At 61.5% G+C, this 23,659-nt stretch carries 17 protein-coding genes, 3 tRNA genes and 1 pseudogene; 14 read left to right on the forward strand and 7 right to left on the reverse strand.

The features are described 5' to 3' along the window. Nucleotides 1-5: 5 nt before the first annotated feature. The 3 genes from bamC (at nt 6) to ACFOJE_RS18410 (ending at nt 2,348) form a co-directional block, all read left to right on the forward strand. Nucleotides 6-1,124, forward strand: a complete 1,119-nt coding sequence (gene bamC, locus ACFOJE_RS18400; RefSeq protein WP_377816175.1) for an outer membrane protein assembly factor BamC — start codon at nt 6-8, stop codon at nt 1,122-1,124. Between the two features lie 138 nt (nt 1,125-1,262). Then, on the forward strand, nt 1,263-2,132 hold the full coding sequence (locus ACFOJE_RS18405; protein WP_377816176.1) for a phosphoribosylaminoimidazolesuccinocarboxamide synthase: 870 nt from the start codon (nt 1,263-1,265) through the stop codon (nt 2,130-2,132). Between the two features lie 126 nt (nt 2,133-2,258). Further along, nucleotides 2,259-2,348, forward strand: a tRNA-Ser gene (locus tag ACFOJE_RS18410). A 219-nt stretch (nt 2,349-2,567) separates the two neighbouring features. On the opposite strand, the gene ACFOJE_RS18415 is transcribed toward ACFOJE_RS18410, so the two are convergent. The 3 genes from ACFOJE_RS18415 to ACFOJE_RS18425 form a co-directional block, all read right to left on the reverse strand. Continuing rightward, nucleotides 2,568-4,535, reverse strand: coding sequence for an acyltransferase family protein (locus ACFOJE_RS18415; protein ID WP_377816177.1), 1,968 nt, complete (start codon nt 4,533-4,535; stop codon nt 2,568-2,570). Between the two features lie 603 nt (nt 4,536-5,138). Continuing rightward, the gene (locus ACFOJE_RS18420) at nt 5,139-5,378 is read right to left on the reverse strand and encodes a hypothetical protein (RefSeq protein WP_377816345.1); all 240 of its coding nucleotides are present in this window, start codon (nt 5,376-5,378) and stop codon (nt 5,139-5,141) included. A gap of 971 nt (nt 5,379-6,349) precedes the next feature. Continuing rightward, nucleotides 6,350-6,994, reverse strand: a complete 645-nt coding sequence (locus ACFOJE_RS18425; protein ID WP_377816178.1) for a class I SAM-dependent DNA methyltransferase — start codon at nt 6,992-6,994, stop codon at nt 6,350-6,352. A 379-nt stretch (nt 6,995-7,373) separates the two neighbouring features. Between ACFOJE_RS18425 and ACFOJE_RS18430 the strand changes: the two genes are divergently transcribed. Next, complete coding sequence (locus ACFOJE_RS18430) at nt 7,374-7,796, forward strand: tetratricopeptide repeat protein (RefSeq protein ID WP_377816179.1); 423 nt, start codon at nt 7,374-7,376, stop codon at nt 7,794-7,796. 52 nt (nt 7,797-7,848) lie between these two features. After that, the gene (gene rmuC / locus ACFOJE_RS18435; RefSeq protein WP_377816180.1) at nt 7,849-9,330 is read left to right on the forward strand and encodes a DNA recombination protein RmuC; all 1,482 of its coding nucleotides are present in this window, start codon (nt 7,849-7,851) and stop codon (nt 9,328-9,330) included. Between the two features lie 46 nt (nt 9,331-9,376). On the opposite strand, the gene ACFOJE_RS18440 is transcribed toward rmuC, so the two are convergent. Both ACFOJE_RS18440 and ACFOJE_RS18445 read right to left on the reverse strand, forming a co-directional pair. Next, nucleotides 9,377-10,630: an MgtC/SapB family protein gene (locus ACFOJE_RS18440; protein ID WP_377816182.1), complete on the reverse strand. Its 1,254-nt coding sequence runs from the start codon at nt 10,628-10,630 to the stop codon at nt 9,377-9,379. Between the two features lie 56 nt (nt 10,631-10,686). Continuing rightward, entirely contained in the window at nt 10,687-14,166 is a 3,480-nt protein-coding gene (locus tag ACFOJE_RS18445; RefSeq protein WP_377816184.1) for a hybrid sensor histidine kinase/response regulator, read from the reverse strand. 266 nt (nt 14,167-14,432) lie between these two features. On the opposite strand from ACFOJE_RS18445, the pseudogene ACFOJE_RS18450 reads away from it, so the two are divergent. Further along, a pseudogene (locus tag ACFOJE_RS18450) lies at nt 14,433-15,971 on the forward strand (glycerol acyltransferase); the annotation flags it as partial. An 80-nt stretch (nt 15,972-16,051) separates the two neighbouring features. Here ACFOJE_RS18450 and rdgC read toward each other — a convergent pair. After that, on the reverse strand, nt 16,052-16,972 hold the full coding sequence (gene rdgC, locus ACFOJE_RS18455; protein WP_377816186.1) for a recombination-associated protein RdgC: 921 nt from the start codon (nt 16,970-16,972) through the stop codon (nt 16,052-16,054). 161 nt (nt 16,973-17,133) lie between these two features. Between rdgC and ACFOJE_RS18460 the strand changes: the two genes are divergently transcribed. From ACFOJE_RS18460 to ACFOJE_RS18490, 7 genes are all read left to right on the forward strand, one after another. After that, nucleotides 17,134-17,209: transfer RNA gene (locus tag ACFOJE_RS18460), tRNA-Val, on the forward strand. 14 nt (nt 17,210-17,223) lie between these two features. Then, nucleotides 17,224-17,300 (forward strand) — tRNA-Asp (locus ACFOJE_RS18465). A 261-nt stretch (nt 17,301-17,561) separates the two neighbouring features. After that, entirely contained in the window at nt 17,562-18,308 is a 747-nt protein-coding gene (locus tag ACFOJE_RS18470) for an FKBP-type peptidyl-prolyl cis-trans isomerase (RefSeq protein WP_377816188.1), read from the forward strand. 366 nt (nt 18,309-18,674) lie between these two features. Beyond that, a complete protein-coding gene (locus ACFOJE_RS18475) occupies nt 18,675-19,124 on the forward strand; it encodes a YkvA family protein (protein WP_377816189.1) in 450 nt (149 codons plus the stop codon). A 109-nt stretch (nt 19,125-19,233) separates the two neighbouring features. Continuing rightward, entirely contained in the window at nt 19,234-19,560 is a 327-nt protein-coding gene (locus ACFOJE_RS18480) for a helix-turn-helix domain-containing protein (RefSeq protein ID WP_377816191.1), read from the forward strand. 2 nt (nt 19,561-19,562) lie between these two features. After that, nucleotides 19,563-19,925 (forward strand): hypothetical protein, encoded by a 363-nt coding sequence (locus ACFOJE_RS18485; RefSeq protein WP_377816193.1) that lies wholly within the window; start codon nt 19,563-19,565, stop codon nt 19,923-19,925. After that, nucleotides 19,926-20,399: a sel1 repeat family protein gene (locus tag ACFOJE_RS18490; RefSeq protein WP_377816194.1), complete on the forward strand. Its 474-nt coding sequence runs from the start codon at nt 19,926-19,928 to the stop codon at nt 20,397-20,399. Between the two features lie 61 nt (nt 20,400-20,460). Here the strand turns inward: ACFOJE_RS18490 and ACFOJE_RS18495 are convergent, their stop codons facing one another. Continuing rightward, nucleotides 20,461-22,545: a carboxy terminal-processing peptidase gene (locus tag ACFOJE_RS18495; RefSeq protein ID WP_377816196.1), complete on the reverse strand. Its 2,085-nt coding sequence runs from the start codon at nt 22,543-22,545 to the stop codon at nt 20,461-20,463. Between the two features lie 129 nt (nt 22,546-22,674). Here ACFOJE_RS18495 and ACFOJE_RS18500 point away from each other — a divergent pair, with 129 nt between their 5' ends. Beyond that, complete coding sequence (locus ACFOJE_RS18500; RefSeq protein WP_377816198.1) at nt 22,675-23,637, forward strand: NAD(P)H-quinone oxidoreductase; 963 nt, start codon at nt 22,675-22,677, stop codon at nt 23,635-23,637. The last annotated feature ends 22 nt before the right edge of the window (nt 23,638-23,659 follow it).

Raw genomic sequence — 23,659 nt, forward strand, 5'->3', positions numbered from 1 at the left:
TACGCATGAAGCGACTGGCCGGTTTCTCCTCATTGGCTGTGATCATCGCCACTACCAGCGGTTGTGGCTGGCTCTGGGGGGAGAAGGGCTATTTTCGTGACCGCGGCAGCGATTATCTGGGAGCACGGCAAGTCGCGCCCATGAGGCTGCCTGGCGATGTCCAGGCTCGCCGTCTCGACTCGTTGTTGCCAGTGCCACTCAACGTGGCCGACATGCAGCAAAGGAGCGGCAAGTACGAGGTGCCTCGCCCACAACCCCTGCGCTCCCAGGGCGCGGACAGCGAGTTCAGCCTGCAGAGAAGCGGCGAATCGAACTGGATCGTCGCCCAGCATTCGCCTGCCGGTGTCTGGACGATGGCCAAGCAGTTCCTCGAAAGCAGCGGTTTCCGCATTGCCGAAGAGCGCCCGCAGACCGGCGAGATTCTTACGGACTGGCAAAGGCTCGACGAGCTGTCCGCCCCCTTGGCCGGGCGCCTGCGTAGTCGCATTTCCGAGAAGGACAAGGGCACCGAGATGCGCATCCGTGTGCGGATCGAGCCAGGCGTTCAGCGCAACACCAGCGAAATATTCATAGTCAGTGCCGAGCGTCCGGCCGGTAGCCGGGCCGATATCGATTTCCCGGCCCATTCCGGCCATGCCGGCCTGGAAGCGGCGTTGCTCGACGAGATGAGCGGCAGCCTGGCCCGTACTGCCGAGCACGGGAGTGCGGTTTCCCTGCTTGCGGCGCGCGATTTCGATGCGCCGAGCCGTGTGAGCCTCTCTGCCGATGCCAATGGAAATCCGGTTCTGAATCTCGATACCGACTTCGATCGTGCCTGGTCAGGGATCGGACGAGCCTTGGAAAAGGCCAACGTTCGTGTCGACGATCTGAACCGTAGTCTCGGCGTCTACTACATCAACCTGGCTGAAGAGGCCAAGAAGGACGAGGAACCGGGCTTCTTCGGTCGGCTGTTCGGCCGTAAGCCGGACAAGGCCGAGATAGAGGCGCGCGCCGAGCGCTATCAGGTGCGCGTTTCCCGAGCCACCGATGGCGTTCAGGTTACTGTGGAAAAAGATGTCAACACCTTCGCTCCCGAAGAAGTGGCGAGACGTGTGTTGAGCCTGATCCAGAGGCATATTGGCTGAATGAGTGCTCCGGCGGCGATTGTTTCGGGGCGGTAGATGCCGCCGAAGAGCCCGCAGGGCTGTTTCGACGGTAGTTGGAATCGAAAGGCGAAACCTCAAGGTTTCGCCTGTTTCGTTTGATAGAGGCGGAAAAACCTGATGAGCAACCCCACCACCCTGAGCCTGAAGAAAATCTATTCGGGCAAGGTCCGCGATCTGTACGAGATCGATGACAAGCGCATGTTGATGGTGGCCAGTGATCGGCTGTCGGCCTTCGATGTGATTCTCGACGAGCCGATTCCGGACAAGGGCAAGATCCTCACCGCCATCTCGAATTTCTGGTTCGACAAGCTGGCCGGCATCGTGCCGAACCACTTCACCGGCGACAAGGTGGAGGACGTGATCGCCCCGGACGAGTTGTCTCTAGTCAAGGGGCGGGCGGTGGTAGCCAAGCGGCTCAAGCCGGTGGCTGTGGAGGCGATCGTGCGTGGTTATATCGCCGGCTCCGGCTGGAAGGAGTACCAGAAGAGCGGGACCGTCTGCGGCATCCCGTTGCCTGCCGGGTTGAAGGAGGCAGCCAAGCTGCCCCAGCCGATCTTCACGCCCTCGACCAAGGCTGCGGTGGGCGATCACGACGAGAACATCACCTTCGAGCAGTGCGAGTCGATCATCGGCAAGGAGTTGGCCGCCAAGGTTCGGGATACGGCCATCGCTCTGTACAGTGCTGCCGTCGAATACGCCGCGACTCGGGGCATCATCATCGCGGATACCAAGTTCGAGTTCGGCCTGGACGAAAACGGCACGCTGACACTGATGGATGAGGTGCTGACCCCGGATTCCAGTCGTTTCTGGCCGGCGGACAGCTATGTGGAGGGGCAAAATCCGCCGAGCTTCGACAAGCAGTTCGTGCGCGACTGGCTGGAGTCCACCGGCTGGAATAAACAGCCTCCGGCGCCGGCCTTGCCTGCCGAAGTCGCCCAGAGGACGGCCGACAAATACCGCGAGGCGCTGGCCTGTTTGACCCAGTAATAACCATGCCACAGCATCGCGGGACATTTCCTCGCATGCTGTCTGGCGGTGGCTTAAGCGACTGATAAAAAAATCGAAACAGGGCTTCGCCTAATCTCTCCGAGCTGGTATCATGCGCGCCGCCGTGGGGAGATGCCGGAGTGGTCGAACGGGACGGATTCGAAATCCGTTGTATCCGCAAGGGTACCTAGGGTTCGAATCCCTATCTCCCCGCCATATCGATGAAACCCCGAAGCCGCAGGCTTCGGGGTTTTTGCTTTGGGGCTTCCGCTTCCGCCTGTGGGGGCAAGAGTGCCATTCCCGCCTTCTGCAGGATTCGGGTCAGAACAACGGGAACGCGAGATCGCTTGGTGGCCAGCTGCTACAAACGCCTAGGACTCCCTGCTTCAAGAGAGCGTTTCTCCTCTCGGTTACTGCACGGTAACTATAGATCTCCTATATGCCTCCATTAAGCTGCGAAGAAATCTTGGCAGGCCTACCTTTTCGAGCCTTGAAAAGCCTCTCCTTGAGCAGAGGATAACTGTCTGAATTCATGAATGAATAAGCGGCCATTTTCGACCCGTAAAGGCTTATATGTCCGTGTTCGTCTAGGTTGTACGGAATGTTATCCCGGGTCACGTCGGAGGGCACTCCATTGATGTTGAACAACGCCTCCCTGCGAAGGAATAGTACGTTCGGGTGCTGTTTCGAAAACTGCTCCAATCGTTTATTGGCCTCTCTGGCGGCGCTATCCCTTTCGCGGCCGAACTGGTCGATATCAAAATCGATTCCAAACAGCAGACTTCGCTCGTACATATTTTTCACATTGACATCGAAAGTAGTCGGGGCGGGCATAATAACGACCAGCTTGGTGTTTTCGGCTGCTAGGGAAATCGCATCGTACACTCCCTTCATCTTATTTTGCCGATAGACATTCCCCCACGACCCCGCAAATATCGCGAAATCAAATTGCGCAATATTTTTCGTGAGATATTTTCTGTTTATCAGGCATTGTCTATAGGCTCGGCCGATCGTTCCTGTGAACTCCTGGGTGATGCTCGGATAACACCAGTTGGTGGAAACGGCATTTACTTGGAATGCAGTATTCTTGCCGATCTGATCCCAGAATGGACCGTAATGCCCAGCGAACGAGTCGCCGAACAGGATTCCTTTGAAAGAGGATTTTCTATCCCCTAAAGTGCATTTCAGCCCGTCGCCATTGATCGGTAGTTCAGCGGTTTTCTCTACGTCATAAAAGCACCAGCCATTATTTTTCGAGGGCATGACGAGCTCTTTTGTTGCTGCCTTGAACTCTTCGCTCATACGATGAGTAAATCCGTGTGAATAAAAGATGATGGCTCCCAGGAGCATGGCGAAGATGGATGCTGAGCAGGCCATGAGCGGCGGACGTCTGGCTGAGCGGGTGTTGGCCGATGGCCTGGCAGGACGCTCGATAAAAGAATAGGAGAGATAACCCAGCAGGATCGATGTGGAGATGGCTGCTGTAATCCATGCGGTATCGTCCGCCAAACCAAAATAGTAAATCCAGACGAAGAGAGGCCAATGCCATAGATAAATCGAGTAGGACGTGTTACCGATAAATTGACAGACCCTGTTGCCCAATAGCCATGATTGGCTGCTCGGGGCAGCAATTACCAGGGCCGCCCCGAGAACCGGTATGGTCGTAAACAAGCCTGGCCAAGTGGTTTCTTCCGAAAAATACAAGGCGCTGAAGGCGATCAGGGCAAGCCCGGAAAGTTTCAGAATACTGCCAGTACGGTTGCTGGACTGAATGGGGAGTAGATAAACAAGCGCTCCGGTGAGTAATTCCCAAGCACGTGTGGGGAGCAGATAGAAGGCTGAAGTGGGCCAGCGGCTGGATGCGAGGACCGAGAGCATGAACGATATGAGGGCCGCTGCCAGAATGATCCAGCGGCTTTTTTCTGTTGGGAGGATTCTTTTCAGATAGAGGATGAATAAAGGATAGAAAACGTAAAATTGCCATTCGATGGACAGTGACCAGGTGTGCAGCAGCCATTTATCCTGAGAGGCTTGCTCGAAGTAGCCGGACTCCTTCCAGAATACAATATTGGAAATGAATGCCAGACTGCTTACGGTATGAGTACCAAGCTTTTGATATTCGGAGGGTAAGAGCAGGAACCAGCCGATAATAAGCATGGATAGGCATAAAAAGGTCAGCGCCGGCACTATTCTCCGTATGCGATCCAGATAAAAGCCAAAAAGTGAGAATTTTCCCTTCCGAACGTTCGAGAAGATGATTCCTGTCATCAGGAATCCGGAAATCACGAAGAACACATCGACACCCACGAATCCTCCGTTTGCACCGGGGGCGCCGAAGTGAAAGAAGACGACAAGCAGAACCGCGATAGCTCTTAATCCATTGATATCCGTACGGAAAACCATGTGATCGATTCCTTTCGATAATGCGGGTTGATCTCCTACTGCAAAATAAGAAAAAGCGATGCTATTGGTTCGCTATAGGAAAGATTCAGGATGTTTGATTTATAGACTCTGATGGCGGAAGTTCAGGTCAATGTCTGCAGCCAGCATACCACTGCCTTGGTAGGGAACTACTGTATGCACCAGGCTTGGCTGGTCCACTTATTGGCTAGATGATGCCGTTCTGCCGCGCCTCTGCTCTCGATGATATCAGGCGAGAATCCTGTCGAATAATTTACCGCTCAGTCAACCCTGTTAATCACCGATTGACGGGTAAATCATGTTCGTCGTACGAAGTTTGAAGGCTTCTTGCTATTTAATTTTTGAATTAAAAGTTCTGTAAGTTTGCCAAAATGATATTACTTCTAAAATATCTTACGTGTGTGGCCGGGAAGGGCTTACTGCTACTGTACTAAACTTGAAATGTAGCTTCCTGATAACGCTTTTCCATTGCCAAAAACCGGAAGGGGGCGTCCTTTTGCTCTATATGGCATTCAGAAAAGGTGGCCTGGCTCCTTGCCGCGCCTGCTTTTGCCTTGAGTGGTCTATCGGCAGTTAGGGGAAGGCTCACTCGCTGACTTGGCGAACATCGAGAACGGCCCACACCTCAAGACCTTTCTTGCGTACAGCTTTTTCCGCTTCAAGCCTGGCTTCCAATGTACTGAGCGAGCGTGACTTATGTTCATAACGGAAGGGAGGGCCGCCCGTCACCTTGCGTACGCTCAATTCGACCAAGATGTAACTGAACGGATGTTTGGTCTTTTTCGGAGTGGGTTTGGCCGGGGCCAGACCCAGTGCCTCACGCATTTCGGCTTCGGTGATTTCTTGTGAATTCAACGTTCTAATCCGTGGTTATAAGCGATTATGGGAGCTTCCCTTCCGGCCGGCAATTGGCCTGGAACGAGGCGGGCGTTATTCGTTTTCAGATATATAGAATAGCCTGCATTTCCGAGTGTGTTCGTCTCGGCCGGTAGCTTTGATTCCGGATAAGTACTTAGATTTCAGCCTTGAAAGCGAAACCTGAGGGCCAACAAGAAGTCTGCTGAGCGAGTGGCACGCTCCCTTGCGCCTTGAAGCACGCCATCAGCAGCTTTGTATTCCAGACCCTCATGGGGTGTGGAGCCTGCGCATTATCTCCACTCTTGAATAATAATTACTAAAAAGAGCGGTAATCAAGAGATGATTGAGCCCGAGAGTTACTCACAACCAGAAGTAGATATTCAAGCCTTCGTTTTTTGCAGGTTTCCGAGCAGCCTCCGGTACGCGTCCTTATCTGTCGGCTCTTTATCCAATTTCTTCGAATGGTAATCCGACATGGTTTTCGCAAATCGCCCGCTCGGCTTTGCAGACGCAGAGCAAGGCGAGTCCAAAGAATTATTACGTTGGTGCGATTATCGAAATGCGGTAGCTTGGTTGCGATGCCGAAGGATGGGCCAGTCAGGGGGGGGCGATCTCCCGGTGTCCTAGCTCTACTCAAGCTCTACTGAAAGGGGAGAGGTGTCGGACTGCCGGTATGTAGGCTCCGTGCTGAGGTTGCATGCTGGTGAAACCAAGGCGTATCGGCATGACAATGGTCTGTATTGCATATTTTATCTGCAGAAAAGCTGGGCGATGCCGAGATCGAAGGACTGCGCAGTCGTATAAAATAGGGGGATATCTCCTTTGTGCCCTCATGGTCTCAAGCTTTCCGAGACGGTGGTCGACTATTCGCTGATACCGCCGGGACAATACCAAGGCGAGCTAGCCGAGTCCCATTCCCTGATTCTGCAGTCGGCCTGTCACTCGGGCGCGGCTCCGGCCGGCTTGCGCCAGACACTGGCGAGCCAGGGCTGCTGTTCCCGCGGCAGACCGGCAGGGCGGTAGTAGTGCTCCAGCTCGATGAAGCCGGCGGCGGTCATGTAGCGGCGCCAGGTCTCGAGATCGTGATAGCTGCCATAGCGGCGGCCGTTCCAGCCTTCCTCGTTGTGCCCGCGGGGATTGGAGCTAAACAGCACGCCGCCGGGCTTGAGGGCGTCGAACAGCTTGCCGAGGACCTGGGGGAGTTCCTGGGCGGGAACGTGGAACAGCGAGGCGTTGGCGAAAATTCCGTCGAAGCGTGCCGGTGGCAGCTCCAGTTTCAGGAAGTCCTGTTGCCAGACCTCGCACCCGGAGTCGACCCGGGCCATTTCGACGAGTCTCGCCGAGCCGTCCAGACCGATGGGGTGATGGCCGAGGGCGCGGAAGGCCTTCAGGTCGCGTCCGGGACCGCAGCCGAAATCCAGGATGCAGAAGGGGGGCGGTGCCTCGATGTAGCGTACTAGGGCAGCGATGTTCTGGCTTACGTCATGATGGCGGGTGCCTTCGCGAAAGTCGTCGGCCGACTCGTTGTAGTGCTCAAGGGTCAGCGCCGTGATTTTTTCGAGATCGCTCGCTTCGAGTTTCATTCATCTACCCGTCTGCAGGATTGACTGAGCGTGTGGTGACAAGGCTCAGAGCCGCCATCTATCCCATCTTATCGGCCGAGGCGACGGGCTGCCATTGCTCGGCATTCTGCCGCGAGGGGAGAGATGGTGACATGTGTCCTGAACGGGCTGTGGCTCGCATCGATAGGCATTGCTGGTGAAAAAAACGCCAGTCTGTATCCAGGCCAGGGGCCATCAATGATGGGAAAAGTTCCCTAGAACTTTTGCACTATGTTATCCACAGCTTCTGTGGATTTTTCCGAGCGGGCGTCCTAGCGCAGAAGTTCCATGCCTTGGCAAGGCTTTACCGGTAACCAAAAAAGAGTAAAGTGCGCGGCTTCACAATCAGCGACCCTTCGCCATGAAGCTCCGCGCCGGATCCTCCTCAGCCTCCCTGTCAGACAGCACTCGCGTGCGCCTGCCGGTTCGCGTGGCATCCTGGTTGCTCGATCGGCCGCTGCTTGGGCAGACCCAGAGCGCCAAACGGGTCGCCGGACATCTGCTCAAGCAGCCGGCCCGCCAGGGCGTGGTCCTGGCACAGAGTCGCCTGGGGCAGCTGCTCTGCCGCGATTGCGGCAACTCGCGAGACCGGCGGATCGGCCTGGATCTGTTGCGTCAGGCGGCGCGCGCCGGCGATCCCCTGGCCCAGCTGGAATTCGGCCGCATCTGCGTCGAGTCCGGTCGCGGCGAGGAGGAGCTGGCGCGCCATTGGCTGGAGCAGGCCGCGGCCCAGGGCTCCAGCGAGGCGCGCCGGCTGCTGGGGCGCCTCTCCACCCGATCCTGACCCGCCGGGGCTCCGCTGGTTATACTGCCAGGCGCCTGTCAGGGAGCCGCCCATGTCCATCGATTTGCCTAATCTATTGCTCGGGATCGTCGTGGCGGCCGTGCCGCTGCTGATACTGGTCTGGCAGCAGCAAAGGCGTCAGGCCGCCCTGCAGGCCGAACAGCTGCTGTTCGAAGAGCGCCTGAGCACAACTCAGCAAGGCCAGGAAGGCTTGACCGCCCAGCTCGATGCCTGTCGCGACGAGATCGCTTTTCTCGGCGAGGTCCGTGCCGGCCTGCAGGCCGAACTGGCGGCTCTGCGCCGCGAGAACGAACTCTTGCAGTTGGAGCGCAGCACGGCCCGCGAAGCCGCGCAGGCCTGGAGCCGCGAACGCCAGCAACGCGAGGGGGAGCTGCGCCGGCTGGACAGCGAGCGCGCCGCGCTGGCTGCCGAGCTGCATGAGCAGCAGGCGGCCCATCAGCAACGCCTGAGCGACCTGCAGAATGCCCGCGACGAGCTTCGCGCCCAGTTCGCCGAACTCGCCGGGAGGATCTTCGACGAGCGCGAGCAGCGCTTCGCCGAGTCCAGCCAGCAGCGGCTCGGCCAGCTGCTCGATCCGCTGAAGGAGCGTATCCAGGCCTTCGAGAAACGGGTCGAGGACAGCTATCGGCAGGAGGCTCGCGAGCGCTTCTCCCTGGGCAAGGAGCTGGAGCGACTGCAGGCCCTCAACCAGCGCCTCGGCGAGGAGGCGACCAACCTGACCCGGGCCCTGCGGGGACAGAAGATCCAGGGCAACTGGGGCGAACTGGTGCTGGAGCGGGTTCTCGAGCATGCCGGGCTGGAAAAGGGCCGCGAGTACCACACCCAGGTCAGTCTGAAGAGCGCCGAGGGCGAGCGATTCCAGCCCGACGTGCTGATTCTGCTGCCCGGCGACAAGCAGGTAGTGGTGGACGCCAAGGTCAGCCTGACTGCCTACCAGACGCTGGTGTCCGCCGAGGACGAGGCACAGCGCAGTGCGGCGTTGAAGCAGCACGTGCAATCCCTGCGCAATCATCTGAAAGGTCTGTCGCTGAAGGACTACCAGCGTCTGGAAGGGCTGCACAGTCTGGATTTCGTGCTGCTCTTCGTCCCCATCGAGGCGGCTTTCGCCGCTGCCCTGCAGGCCGATCCCGGTCTGTTCCAGGAGGCCTACGAGCGGCATATCGTTATCGTCAGCCCGACCACCCTGTTGGCCACCTTGCGGGTGATCGACAGCCTCTGGCGTCAGGAGCGGCAGAGTCAGAACGCCCGCGAGATCGCCGAGCGCGCCGGGGCGCTGTACGACAAGTTCGTGGCCTTTGTCGCCGATCTGGACGAGATGGGCAGTCGCCTGCAGCAGCTGGACAAGGCTTATGCCAGCGCCCGCAACAAACTGACCGAGGGGCGCGGCAACCTGGTCGGCCGGGTGGAGAACCTAAAATTGCTCGGTGCCAGGGCCAGCAAGAGCCTGCCGGCGGATCTGCTGGAGCGGGCCGCCGTCGAGCCGTTACCGGAAGGCCTCGTCGATCCCGCCTGAGCGTTGCCGATCCGGCCTGTGCACCGCATCCCTGCCTTGGGCCCGCTTAAAGCAGCCAGAGCGCCACCAGTCCGCCGGCCAGGCCGGCGGATATGAACGGAAGGGTCAGCCAGGCCAGCCGGCGTCCGCCGATCATGACGATCAGCCCGCCCTTCACCAGGCTGTTGCTGAGCGCGGCGAGGAAGATCCCCTGGGTCGCCACCTGACCATTCAATCCCTCCAGGGCGTTGCGGGCGAGGGACAGGGTGATCGCGTCCACGTCGCTGAGCCCGGCCAGCAGCGCCACCAGATAGATGCCGGCGTCGCCCAGCCAGCGCTGAGCCCCGTTCACCAGGAACAAGATAAGCACTAGCAGAGCGCCAAAGCGCAGCGCCGGGCCCAGCTCGAAGGGGTTTTTCAGCGGCGGTTCGGCGTTCTGACCCACCTCCAGACCCGAGCGCCGGTAATACAGGAGTGCGCCGCCGGCGTAGACCAGGGTGGACACGGCCATGGGCATCGCCAGCCGGGCCAGCAGCCCGGGGTTGATCACCCCGACCTCCAGCAGGATCCGCGGAAACATCAGCGCGGAAGTGGCCAGCAGGCCGCTGGCAAGCAGCCGTTGCAGCCGTTCGCCATCGTGCATGCGGGAGAGGGTCAGGGTCATGGCGGTGGAGGAGACCATGCCGCCGAGCAGGGCAGTGAGCAGCAGTCCGGCACGGGTGCCCACCAGGCGGATCGCGACATAGGCGGCGAAGCCGATGCCGGCGATCAGCACCACCATCCACCAGGTCTCGTAGGGGTTGAATGCGCTCCACGGGCCGTAGCCCCGGTTCGGCAGCACCGGCAGCAGCACCAGGGAGATGAACAGCAGCTTCAGGGCGCCGGACAGCTCCTTCGCCGACAGCTTGCGTAGAGCGGCATGCAGAGCGCCCTTGAGACTCAGCAGCAGGGCTATCACCACCGCCCCGGCGGCCGCCAGCTCGGGACCTTCGGTCAGCGCCAGGCTGCCGAGCAGGAAGGTCAGCAGCAGGGCGATCTCGCTGGTCATGCCGCGGTCTTCGCTCTTGAGCAGGTCGCCGATATAACCGGCCAGGACCAGCAGGCTGAGCGCCAGCAGGATGGCGATCCAGGCGGCCAGGCCCAGATGCTGACCGAGCAGCGCCGCAATCCCTCCGAGCAGGCCGCTCAGGCCGAAGGTGCGGATGCCCGCGACCAGGTGGGTGTCGTCGGTGTCGCGGGCGCTCCAGCCGCGCTCGGCGCCGATCAGCAGGCCGACGGCCAGGGACGTGGCCAGGTTGAACATGACCTCGAGATTGGGCATCGCAGAACTCGCTCAGGGAGGAGTGCGCAGTTTACCCATGCCTGATGGCGTTTTGCTCAGCGCAGGGCCAGATGCCGGCTGAGCAGGGCGCGCAGTGCAGCCGGCTTGACCGGCTTGCCCAGGTAGTCGAGGCCGGTGGCATGGATTTCCGCCACCAGCTCGGGACGCGCGTCGGCGCTGATCACCACCCCCGGCAGCGGCTGGCCGAGGCGGGTGCGCAGCCAGGCCATCAGTTCGGTACCGGTTTCCCCCTGGTCCAGGTGGTAGTCCACCAGGGCCACCTGCGGATGCACTTCTTCTTCCAGCAGTTGCTCGCACTCCTGGCGGTTGCGCGCTGTCCAGACCTGGCACCCCCAACGCGACAGCAGGCTGTGCATGGCGGTGAGGATGCTGTCTTCGTTGTCCACGCAGAGCACCTGAGCGCCTTCCAGGGCGTGGCCGCTGGGCATGGAAACGCTTTCCCGGCTCGGCTTGGCCACCGTCGTGGTACGGGCCAGAGGAACGGTGACGCTGAACACGCTGCCCTTGCCCAGCCAGGAACGCACCTCCAGATGATGGCCGAGCACCCGGCAGAGTCCGTCGGCGATGGCCAGGCCGAGGCCGAGGCCTTTCTCGGCGTTGGTGTTGTGGCTGTCCAGGCGCTTGAATTCCTTGAATATCTCCTGCCGCTTGTCCTCCGGGATGCCCGGTCCGCGATCCCATACTTCCAGGCGCAGCTGGTCGCCCTGACGGCGCACGCCGAGCAGCACGTGGCCCTTGGCGTAGCGGAAAGCGTTGGTGAGGAAGTTCTGCAGAACCCGACGCAGCAGTTTCATATCGCTGTTGATGCGCAGCTGGCTGCTGCGCAGGCGGAAATCGATGCCTTGCTCCCGCGCCAGCGCCTTGAACTCGGCACCCAGGGTGTCGTAGAGGGCGCTGACGGGGAAGTTGCTGGGCTCCGGGGCTATGCGCCCGCTTTCCAGGCGCGAGATGTCCAGCAGGTCGGTGATCAGGTCCTCGCTGGAGCGCAGCGAACTGTCCAGATGCTGTACCAGCTTCTGCGCCTCCTCCGGCAGCGGCGGATCCTGGTGGGCCAGGGCCGCGGTGAACAGCCGGGCGGCGTTCAGGGGCTGCATCAGGTCGTGACTGACCGCGGCGAGGAAGCGGGTCTTCGACTTGTTCGCCGCCTCGGCGTTGCTCTTGGCCTCGCTCAGCGCCTGGTTCAGTTGCGAGAGCTCCCGGGTCCGCTCGGCGACCCGCTGCTCGAGGCCCTCGTTGGCGGCCTTGAGGGCGCGTTCGGCCTCGCGGAACTCAGTGATGTCGGTGAAGCTGGTGACGAAGCCGCCGCCGGGCATGGGGTTGCCGATCAGCTCGATCACCCGGCCATTGGGGAACAGCCGCTCGAAGGTGTGTGGGGTGCCCAGGCGCATCCAGTACAGGCGCTTGCTGACGTGCTCCTCCACGTCGCCGGGGCCGAGCAGGCCGCGCTGGGCATTGAAGCGGATCAGGTCGGCGATGGGCCGGCCGACGTAGATCAGGCCCTCTGGATAGTCGAACAGCTCCAGGTAGCGGCGGTTCCAGGCCACCAGCCGCAGTGAGCCGTCCACCACGCTGATGCCCTGGCTGATGTTCTCGATCGCCCCCTGCAGCAGGGCACGGTTGAATTCCAGCACCTCCGAGGCTTCGTCGACGATCCGCACGACGTCCTCGACCTGCATTTCCCGCCCCTCGATGGCCGCCTTGACCACCGCCCGCGTCGAGGAGGCGCCGAGTACGCCGGCGAGCAGCCGCTCAGTGTGGTCGATCCACTCGCTTGTGGCGGCCTGATTGGGGTTGAAGGTCATGCCGTTGCGCAGGGCGAAGCGCTGGAAGCTCCTGTGCGCGTGGTCCTCACCGACGAAGCGGGCGGCGAGCATCAGCAGGTCGTTCACCTGGACGGCCAGCAGGGAGCGGCCGCTCGGGCGAAGGGTGGCCTCCTGGCCGATGAAGCGGCTGGCCTGCCAGTGTTCGGAAACGCGGGTCCGCGAGAGCATGGAGACGCTGGCGAAGACCGCCCAGTTGCCGGCCAGGGAGATGACCACGCCGAGGGTGAGCGGATCGATCGGCAGCCCCAGGGGCTTGTTCGCCAGCCAGTCGAGGCCGGGGAACTGCTCGAGCGGCCAGCCGAGCCGGCGGGAGATCAGCGGCACCATCAGGGTATAGCTCCACAGCAGCGCCCCAGTGGCAAGGCCGGCGAACACGCCGCGGCGGTTGGCCTGCTTCCAGTACAGCGCTCCGAGCATGGCGGGCGTCAGCTGGGTGATCGCGGCGAAGGCGATCTGGCCGATGGTGGCCAGGCTGGTGGTCGGACCGAGCAGTCGATAGATGACATAGGCCAGCAGGAGAATGGCGACGATGCTGACCCGCCGCACCGAAAGCATCCAGTGACGGAAGTCCTCGAAGGGCCGTTCGGCGTTCTTGCGGCGCAGCAGCCAAGGCAGCAGGATGTCGTTGGAGAGCATGGTCGACAGCGCCACGCTGGCGACGATCACCATACCGGTGGCCGCCGAAGCGCCGCCGATGAAGGCGAGCAGGGCCAGTGCCGGATGCTTTTCCGCCAGCGGCAGGTTGATCACGAAGGAATCGGGAATCATGCCGGACGGCAGCCTGAGCTGCCCGGCCAGGGCGATCGGCACCACGAACAGTGCGGCGAGCACCAGGTACAGCGGAAACACCCATCGCGCCAGACGCATGTCCTGCGGGTCGGTGTTCTCCACCACGGTGACGTGGAACTGCCGCGGCAGGCAGATGATCGCCATCATTGCCACGCCGGTCTGCACCAGCAGCGACGGCCAGTTCACCGACTGCGCCCAGAAGTGCTCGAGCTGCGGGGCGACCGCCGCCTTGTCGAGGAGATCGCCGAGACCGTCGTACAGGCCGTAGCAGACGAAGGCGCCCACCGAGAGGAAGGCGAGTAGCTTGACCAGGGACTCGAAGGCGATCGCCAGCATCATGCCGCGGTGGTGCTCGGTGGCGTCCAGGCTGCGGGTACCGAACAGGATGGTGAACAGCGCCAGTATCACGGACACGATCAGCGCTGTGTCCTGGCCGCGTGTGCCGCCGCTGTCCACGCCGGCGCCGATCAGCAGGTCGACGCCGAGGACGATCCCTTTTAGCTGCAGGGCTATATAAGGAAGGACGCCCACCAGGCAGATCAGCGTCACCACTACCGCCAGCGCCTGGGACTTGCCATAGCGCGCGGCGATGAAGTCGGCGATGGAGGTGATGTTCTCCTGTTTGCTGATCATGATGATCTTCTGCAGCATCCAGGGGGCGAACAGCAGCAGGAGCATCGGACCGAGGTAGATCGGCAGGAAGGCCCAGACCTGTTCGGCGGCCTGGCCGACCGCACCGAAGAAGGTCCAGCTGGTGCAGTACACTGCCAGCGACAGGCTGTAGACCCAGGCACGCACGCGCGGCGGCAGCGGTGCCCGCCGGTCCCCGTAGAAGGCGACGGCGAAGAGAATGGCCATATAGGTCAGGGCGACTGCAGCGATCAGCCCGATGGACAGCGACATGCTAACTCCGAACAAGACAGAAACTCCCGGGCCGGTTAATGTGTGGATGCACTGGCGTGGCGCAATTCGTCGGCAGTGGCGCGACCCCGGGAATCCGAAGTGTCGCAGCAAAAAAACGGGCCTGCGACGAAGGTAGCAAGGCTTTCGGGCGCTCTGCGCGAATATGTCGCAGAAATGCTCGCTATCTCCCGGCCTTGCCCGCTTCCGTATTCCGCCGTTCAATGGCGGCCCCGCCGTCAGCCGACCCTTCAGGAAAACCACGGAAGATGAACCCGCGTTCGCCATCGGCCCTGCTGCTCAAGCGGCGTTTTCTGCCGTTCTTCATTACCCAACTGCTGGGTGCGTTCAACGACAACCTGTTCAAGCAGTCGCTGGTGCTCATCATTCTCTACCGCCTCGGCGGGCAGAGTCAGAGCCTGCTGGTCAATCTCTGCGCACTGCTGTTCATCCTGCCATTCTTCCTGTTTTCGGCCCTCGGTGGCCAGTTCGGCGAGAAGTTCGCCAAGGATGCCCTGATGCGGGCGTTAAAGCTGGCCGAGATCGTCATCATGCTGGTCGGTGCCGTCGGCATATGCTGGGGCAACCTGCCGCTGATGCTGGCTGCGCTGTTCTGCATGGGCAGTCATTCGGCGCTCTTCGGTCCGGTCAAATACTCGATCCTGCCGCAGCACCTGCATGGCGACGAACTGGTCGGTGGCAATGCCCTGGTGGAAACGGGCACCTTCCTCGCCATTCTCGCCGGCACCATCGGGGCGGGCCTGCTCATGTCGCAGGAACGCTACGCTGCCGCCGTTTCCGTCGCTGTGGTGCTGGTGGCGCTGTTCGGCTATCTGGCCAGTCGCGGCATCCCGCGCGCCCATGCGGCTTTGCCGGAGCTGCAGCTGGACTGGAACATCCTCCGCCAATCCGGAGAAACCCTGCGTCTCGGTTTGTCCGGGCAGCATGTCTCGGTATCGAGATCGCTGCTGGGAAACTCATGGTTCTGGTTCCTTGGGGCGACCTACCTGACGCAGATTCCTGCCTATGCCAAGGATTGGCTGCACGGCGACGAAAGCGTGGTGACGCTGATTCTCACGGTATTTTCGGTGGGTATCGCGCTGGGCTCGATGCTCTGCGCGCGGCTCTCCAAGGGGAGGCTGGAGCTCGGCCTAGTACCGCTCGGTGCCATCGGCCTGACCCTGTGCGGCCTTCTGCTCTACTGGCATTCGGATGGCTTTTCTGCAGGTCATCCTCCCCAGGACTGGCTTGCATTGCTGCTTCAGGGCAAGGCCTGGTGGGTGCTGGTGGATATCCTGGGGCTCGGCGCCTTCGGCGGCTTCTATATCGTACCGCTCTACTCCCTGATCCAGGCACGCACCGAGGAGGGCCAGCGGTCCCGGGTGGTGGCAGCTAACAACATCCTCAATGCCCTGCTGATGGTCGTCTCCGCAATAGCGGCAATTATCCTGCTGAGTGTAGTCGGCCTGTCGATACCACAGCTGTTCCTGGTCGTCTCGCTGCTCAATCTGGCGGTGAACGGCTATCTCTTCCATGCCGTTCCCGAATTCACCATGCGCTTTCTATCCTGGCTGTTCGGACGTTTCCTATCGCGTCGAGCATCGAGGGCTGGAGGCGACTCCTGAGGAGGGGCCGGCCTCGCTGCTTTGCAGCCCGCTGTCCGCGCTCGATGAGCGGCCAATCGGCGATGCGTTGCGTCGACCGGGGGGCGTTGCCCCGCCGGGGAAGGCGAGAGTCGGTCGGCTCGGGAGTCGGTCTGGAAGGTCGCCGAATGGCTGGATGCCGGCGAGCTGATGTGCCTTTTTCCAACGGCAAGCTGATAGCAGAGCGAGGCGCAGGTCGCGGCGTTGCGCGGCGACCTGCGCCGATTCGCTGGCTTGAGAGGATTTCAGAGGCCTTGGGGAATCTCTTCGCCACCCAGGGCTTCGAACAGCTTGGGCAGGAACTCGACAAGGGTCATCATCATCAGGGTGAAGCTGGCGTCCTGCTGGCTCAGTGCATCGTCGCCACCTTCCTGCTCGGCCTGTTCTTGCAGCAGGTCTTCGAAGCGCAGGCGCTTGATGACCAGCTTGTCGTCCAGCACGAAGGACAGCTTGTCCTGCCAGGCCAGCGCCAGTTGGGTGACCTGCTTGCCCGTGGAGAGATGCAGCTGGATCTCCTCGCTGGTCAGGTCCTGGCGTTTGCATCGCACCACGCCGCCATCCTCATGGGTATCGCGCAGTTCGCACTCATCGAGCACATAGAACTCATCGGCGGCTTTCTGCGTCTTCAGCCAGTCGGTGAGGGTGGCGCTCGGGGCGATCTTCACGCTCAGCGGGCGGACCGGCAGCGAGCCGATGGCTTCGCGCAGGGTGGAAAGCAGGTCTTCGGCCTTCCTGGCGCTGGCCGAGTCGACCAGGATCAGCCCCTGCTTGGGCATGATTGCGGCATAGGTCGAGGCACGACGGATGAAGGCGCGTGGCAGGAAGGTCTGGATGATCTCGTCCTTCAGCTGATCACGCTCCTTCTTGTAGACCTTGCGCATCTGCTCGGTTTCGATCTCGTCCACTTTCTCCTTCAGTGCATCCCGCACCACACTGCTTGGCAGGATACGCTCCTCCTTGCGGGCGGCGATCAGCAGGAATTCCTGGCTGGCGTGCACCAGAGGAGCATCTTCGCCCTTGCCGAAGGGGGCGACGAAACCGTAGGTCGCCAGCTCCTGACTGGCACAGGGGCGGGCCGGTTTGGCGGCGAGCGCGGTTTCCAGCGCCTCGGCCTCGAAGGGAACGTCCTGGGTGAGACGATAGACGAGCAGGTTGCGGAACCACATGGGGGCTGGTATCTCCATTGCGCAAAGCGGGCATTATTCTCTTGCCGGCCTTCCCGGCCAACCCCGAGCTAACCCTTTGGAACATCTGAGAATTTTTTTCGTCAGGGGGCTTGCCAAGGCACATCGGCATCTCTAGAATGCGCCCCACTTCGAGAGCAAATGGGTGGTTAGCTCAGCCGGGAGAGCATCTGCCTTACAAGCAGAGGGTCGGCGGTTCGATCCCGTCACCACCCACCATCTCGTGGTAATGCGCAGCGGTAGTTCAGTCGGTTAGAATACCGGCCTGTCACGCCGGGGGTCGCGGGTTCGAGTCCCGTCCGCTGCGCCACATAGATTCCTGTAGGCTGGACAGAGCCTGCTGGAGGACGAAGAAAGCGGCCAGTGGCCGCTTTTTTTGTTTCTGCCTTCATGCGATCGCTTGTCCCGCCGGATAAGATCGATTCCTGCCGGTCTCGTCCTTCTTCCCCTTTCGCCGCCTGAACTTCTTTACCGACTCTTTGCTCCTATCGCAATAGCCAGTGATCGTAGCGGCCTGCTAAGCTCGCGTCTTCACTAGATAGACCTATGGCGTATGAACAAAGGAAACAGCATGAGACAACATCGGTTGGCTGCGGCTATAGCCCTGGTGGGTCTGGTTCTGACGGGTTGCGATTCGCCAACCAGCGTCGAGCTGAAAACCCCCTCGCAGAAGGCTTCCTATGGCATCGGCCTGAACATGGGCAAGAGTCTTGCCCAGGAAGGCATGGATGACCTGGACCCGAAGGCCGTCGCTCTGGGTATCGAGGATGCGATCGGCAAGAAGGAGCAGCGACTGAAGGATGAGGAGCTGATCGAGGCCTTTGCTTCCCTGCAGAAGCGAGCCGAAGAGCGTCTGGCTGCGATGGGCGAGGAAAACGCCAAGGCCGGCAAGAAATTCCTCGAGGAGAATGCCAAGCGCGCAGGCGTGACCACCACGGCTTCCGGTCTGCAGTACGAGGTGCTGAAGAAGGCCGATGGCGCTCAGCCCAAGCCCAGCGATGTGGTTACCGTGCATTATGAAGGGCGCCTGATCGACGGCACCGTCTTCGACAGCTCCGTAGAGCGCGGTAGTCCCATCGATCTGCCGGTCAGCGGCGTGATCCCCGGCTGGGTCGAAGGCTTGCAGCTGATGCACGTCGGCGAGAAGTTCAAGCTGTACATTCCCAGCGAGCTGGCCTATGGGGCGCAGAGTCCGAGCCCTGCGATTCCGGCGAACTCGGTGCTGGTGTTCGACCTGGAGCTGCTCGGCATCAAGGATCAGCCTGGCGAACTGGCTACTCCCGGCGACGAGCCGGCAGCTGAGCCGGAAGCCGAGTAAGCCTGCCGCGGTAATGGAACGCCCCACCTTGGTGGGGCGTTGTCGTTTCAAGCGGGGGACATAAAGGCCTGTTCTACGGTGGTGTCAGGGAGTTGGCGCCATAAGCTGACATTGTCGCAGGGTTATTCACATCATCCGGTTATTTGCAAGTTCGACCTGAGAACCTCATGGCCTATTTCTCAGAAAATTTCAACCTTTTGATTTTTTTGAGATTTTTTTAATGAACAAAAAATGCCCGATTTGTGCCAGGGCCGCACGGAACGGGCCTTTGCCCGGCTGATTCATACTCTGTTCACAAGGTTATCCACAGGAACCGTGGATAACCTCGGGAAAGCCACGGTTGGCGCGGCGTAGAGGGGAGTGACCATGAAAACACCTTGGGTTTTTGCCCGCTATCTCCGTTTGGCTCAAAGCTTTGTAAGCAAAGGTCGATTGCCGACCCTCCTGCTCGCCGTCGCTCGCAAGATCGCCAGGCGAGAGGGGCGGCTGGGCGGGCTACGGGAAGATCTCCGCCTGCTGCAGGCCTTGTGCCTAGCCTGGTGGCGCGGAGAGTACCGACAGGTCAGTCGCCAGGCCCTGCTCGCCTCAGTGGCCGGGTTGCTGTATTTCCTCTCCCCGCTGGATGCCCTGCCGGACTGGCTGCTAGGGGTAGGTTTCCTGGACGATGTTGCCGTGCTTGCCTGGGTGATGCGTACCTGGCGAGGTGAATTGGATGCCTTCCGGTCCTGGCGTGCGGAGCAGTCCGTCGAGCGAAGGGCGAGTCTGGAGCGTTTGCCGTCCGACGAAGAGTTGGATGCAGATACTCCCAGGCACTGAGAGGTTGGCGGGTACCCGAAATGCGATATCCGGATATCCGCCATGGCTACCCTGCCCATTTCGCCTGTTACCATTTATTTGAGGATGCAGTTCTGGCAGGGGGTTGGAAATGAACGTTCAAGTGATCATGCGCGACGGTGAGGCGGAATATGCGGTGCTGCCGTGGAGCGAATATCAGGCACTGCTGGAGGCTGCCGGAATCGGCAGTGGGGCGCCGGCGAAGGCTGACACCCCGGTGGCCACCGCGGCGCCTCCGCGCCCCGCTCAGCTGAGTGCCCTGCGTGAGGCCCAAGGGCTGTCGCTGGAGCAGCTCGCCAGGTCGGTGGGAATCAGCCCGTCGTACCTGGGCATGATCGAGAGAGGCGAGCGAGAGCCCGATAGTGCCATTCGTCGTGCCCTGGCCCGGGCGTTGGGCTTCACGGAGTGGGGGGCCTAGCCTTGAGCATTCGCATTAGTCGTCAGCACTGGCAAGCGCTGCTGAGCGAGTTGGACGATGCGCGCCAGAGCCGCCATCTTCTGACCTACCGAGCCCTGATCGAACGATTGCAGCTACCCCCGCCGGCCATGCAGACCCTGGCGGCAGCCCTCGAGCATCTGGCGGTGCTGGATGCGCGCGCCGAGCGTCCCTTGCGCAGTTCGCTGGTCATCAGCCAGGGAGCGAGTCGCCTGCCGCGCCCTGGTTTTTTCGACTGCGCGGCGCAGCTGGGACGCTTCTCGGGGGCCCCCGACGGGGCTGCCGCCGCTTCCTGGCATGCGGCAGAGGTCGTGCGAGTCTTCGAGTTCAGCTACGAGGGGTTGTGAATGCTTTTTTTACGCTTGCGAGCCATGCTCGGCTATCAGCTGTCCCGACAGCTTTTCCACCAGAAGTGGCTGATGCGCCAACCTCGCATCTGGCGCTGGATGGAGGGGCAATTCGCGCGGATGGCGAATCTCGGTAACATCCAGGCCCAGAGTTTCTACGGACATCTGCTGTTGTTCCGTGGGCAGGGGCTGGGCGCTCGCCAGGAGGGGAGACGTCTGCTCGGCCTGGCTGCCGCGAGGGGGGATGGTAAGGCTGCCTATCAATTGGGCGTGCTCAGTCTCGCGGGGGATTCCCAGCAGGAGCCGGATGCGGTCGCTGCGGCCCGTTGGTGGGAAGCGGCCGCGGCAGCGGGGCATCCGCTGGCGGCCCATCGGTTGGCCAAGCTATTCCGTGAGGGCGGTCATGGCTTCAAGGCCGATGCCGAGCAGGCGCAGCGTTACGAAGGGCGCGCCCGAGAGCTCGGCTTCCGGTAAGAGAAAAAAAGAAGGGGCCGCATGACGGCCCCTTGGTCTTGAGTGAGTCTTTCGTGTGGACTCAGTGTTTGGCCACCGCCTCCTTGCTCAGGCTGAGGTAGTCGAGCAGGATGCGCCCGGTTTCCGCCAGGTAGGCATCGTCCTCGGGTGGCGTCTTGTCGTCCGCGGCTGGCAGGGTGTCCTCGTCTTCTTCCTTCAGTTCTTTCAGCAGCTCCTCGCCCTTGGCCTGACGGCGGGCGTTTTCGATGGCCAGCTGCTTGGCCTCGATCTCGTCGTGCTGGGCGCGGCGTTTGCCCTCATTGAGGCTGAGCGTGGTTTCCTGCATCAACTGGCGGCTCAGGTCCAGACGCTTGCGGGTGAAGACGAAGTCCGGGTCCGTTTCCGTCCGCTGGTTGTGTTTTGCCTTGAGCTCGGCCAGGAATGGCTTGAAGGGGTTCTTTTCTGGCTGGATCGCCGGGCGGATGCTGTCCCAGGGCATGGCCTCGGGCAGGGCGCTTTCGCCGATTTCCTTCGTATCCACCACGTCCGGATAGCTGATGTCCGGAATCACGCCCTGATGCTGGGTACTTTGTCCGGAAACCCGATAGAACTTGGCCAGGGTCAGCTTCAGCTCGCCATGGTTGAGCGGCTGGATGGTCTGCACGGTACCCTTCCCGAAGGTCTGGCCGCCGATGATCAGGGCGCGATGATAGTCCTGCATGGCGCCGGCGAAGATCTCCGAGGCCGAAGCCGACAGGCGGTTGACCAGCACGGCCATTGGCCCGGTGTAGTAGGTGCCGCTGTCCTCGTCGGCGAGTACGTCGACCCGACCATCGCTGTTGCGCACCAGCACGGTCGGTCCCTGGTCGATGAACAGCCCGGTCAGTTCGGTGGCTTCCTGCAGCGAGCCGCCGCCATTGTTGCGCAGGTCGATGACGACGCCGTCGACCTTTTCCTTCTTCAGCTCGCTGAGCAGGCGCTTCACGTCGCGTGTGGTGCTCTTGTAGTCGGGATCGCCGGCCCGGAACGCCTTGAAGTCCAGGTAGAAGGCCGGGATCTCGATCACCCCGAGCTTGTACTGGCGGCCATCGTGGGACAACTGGAGCACGGACTTCTTCGCCGCCTGCTCCTCCAGCTTGACCGCTTCGCGGGTGATGGAAACGACCTTGCTGGTTTCGTCGTTGGGGGCGTTCTTCGCCGGGATGACTTCCAGGCGTACCACCGAGCCTTTCGGTCCGCGGATCAGCTTGACCACCTCGTCCAGGCGCCAGCCGATCACGTCGACCATTTCTCCGTCGCCCTGGGCGACGCCGATGATCCGGTCGGCAGGGGCGAGCTGCTTGCTCTTCTCGGCGGGGCCGGCAGGCACCAGGCGTACTACCTTGACGTGCTCGTTATCGCTTTGTAGCACGGCGCCGATGCCTTCCAGCGACAGGCTCATGTTGATGTCGAAGTTTTCCGCGTTATCCGGCGACAGGTAATTGGTGTGCGGATCGTAGGTCTGGGCGAAGGCGTTGATGTAGGCCTGGAAGACGTCTTCGCTACGGGTCTGCTCAAGGCGCGCCAACTGGTTCTTGTAACGCTTGACGAGCAGTTCGCGGATGGCGTTGGGCTGCTTGCCGGCGATCTTCAGGCGCAGGACCTCGTCTTTCAGGCGCTTGCGCCAGAGGTCGTCGAGGGAGGCGGTGTCCTTGGCCCAGGGGGCATTCTCGCGGTCGATCAACAGGGTTTCGTCGCCGCTGAAGTCGAACAGCTCATCACCCTTCTGGAGTTGGGCGAGGGTGAAGTTGAGGCGCTCTTCCTGGCGGGTGAGATAGCGCTTGTAGATGGTGAAGCCCGGACGCAGATCGCCGCTCTTTAGAAAGTCGTCGAACTGGGTCCGCCAGCGGTCGAATTCGGCGATGTCGCTCGCAGTGAAATAGCTGCGACTCGGGTCGAGCAGCTTGAGGTAGCTCTCGTAGATCTTGACCGAGCGGGCGTCGTCCAGCGGCGGCTTGCTGTAGTGGTGACGCTTGAGCAGCTCGACCACGTTCAGGCTGGCGATCACCTGATCGCGATCCGGTTGCAGGGCTTCCCAGTTGGCGGCGGCTGCGGCGAAAGGCGCGAGCAGCGAAGCGCTGAGACCAAGGCTGAGGGCGAGAACGGTGCTGGGGAGGAAGCGCTTCATTATGATTCGACTACTGGGAAGTGATAACGCATATATTAGGCCAACCAGGCAGAGGGCGGGTTCCGTTTCAGCTTGACGGCAAGCGCCGATACTGCATCGGACGAGTCAAAAACCTACTATGGAGGTAGCATGAAGGCATTGCAAGGCGTCGAAGGTAATGTGGAGTGGAGGGAGCGCCCGGCTCCGACCTGCGATGTGGGACAGGTCAGAATCCGGGTAGCCGCCGCCGGCCTGAATCGGGCCGACCTGTTGCAGCGTGCCGGCCTCTATCCGCCACCTCCGGGGGTTAGCGATGCGCTCGGCCTGGAATGCGCCGGCGTGATCAGCGAAGTCGGCGCAGGTGCCAGCTGGAAGGTCGGCGACCGGGTCTGCGCGCTGCTGGCAGGCGGTGGCATGGCGGATGAGGTGGTAGTGGACGCGCGGCACGTTCTGCCGGTGCCGGAGGGCCTGTCGCTGGCCGAAGCGGCCGTCCTGCCCGAGGTTTATGCCACCGCGTGGCTCAATCTGTTCAAGCTGGGAGCCCTGAAACCGGGCGAGAAGGTCCTGATCCATGCCGGTGCCAGTGGCGTCGGTTCGGCGGGCATCCAGCTATGCAAGGCCTTCGGCAATCCCTGCTGGGTCAGCGTCGGTTCCACCGAGCGCCTGGCCTATTGCGAAAGCCTCGGGGCTCAAGGCGGCGTCGTGCGGACCCAGGATATGGAGAGTCTGCGCGACTTCGCGCCTTTCGACGTGATCCTCGACCCGGTCGGTGCCCGTTATGCCGCGCTCGACCTCGATATCGTCGCCCGTGACGGCCGCTGGGTGGTGATCGGGCTCATGGGCGGGCGCGAAGCGACCTTGGACCTGGCCAAGCTGCTGGGCAAGCGGGTGCAGCTGATCGGCTCGACGCTGCGCAATCGTGACGATCTATTCAAGGGCGAACTCATCGGTGAGCTGTGCCAGAATGTCTGGCCGCTCTTCGCTGAGGGGCGCCTGCAGCCGCGGCTGGAGCGCAGCTTCGCGGCTAAGGATGTCGAGGAAGCGTTCGAATCGCTGGCGAGCAACCAGGTCGCCGGCAAGTTGGCGCTGCTGATCGACGAGAGTCTGCACTGAGTGGCTGACGAGGCCGGCAGCG

The organism is Azotobacter bryophylli (assembly GCF_042643485.1).
Taxonomy (GTDB): domain Bacteria; phylum Pseudomonadota; class Gammaproteobacteria; order Pseudomonadales; family Pseudomonadaceae; genus Azotobacter; species Azotobacter bryophylli.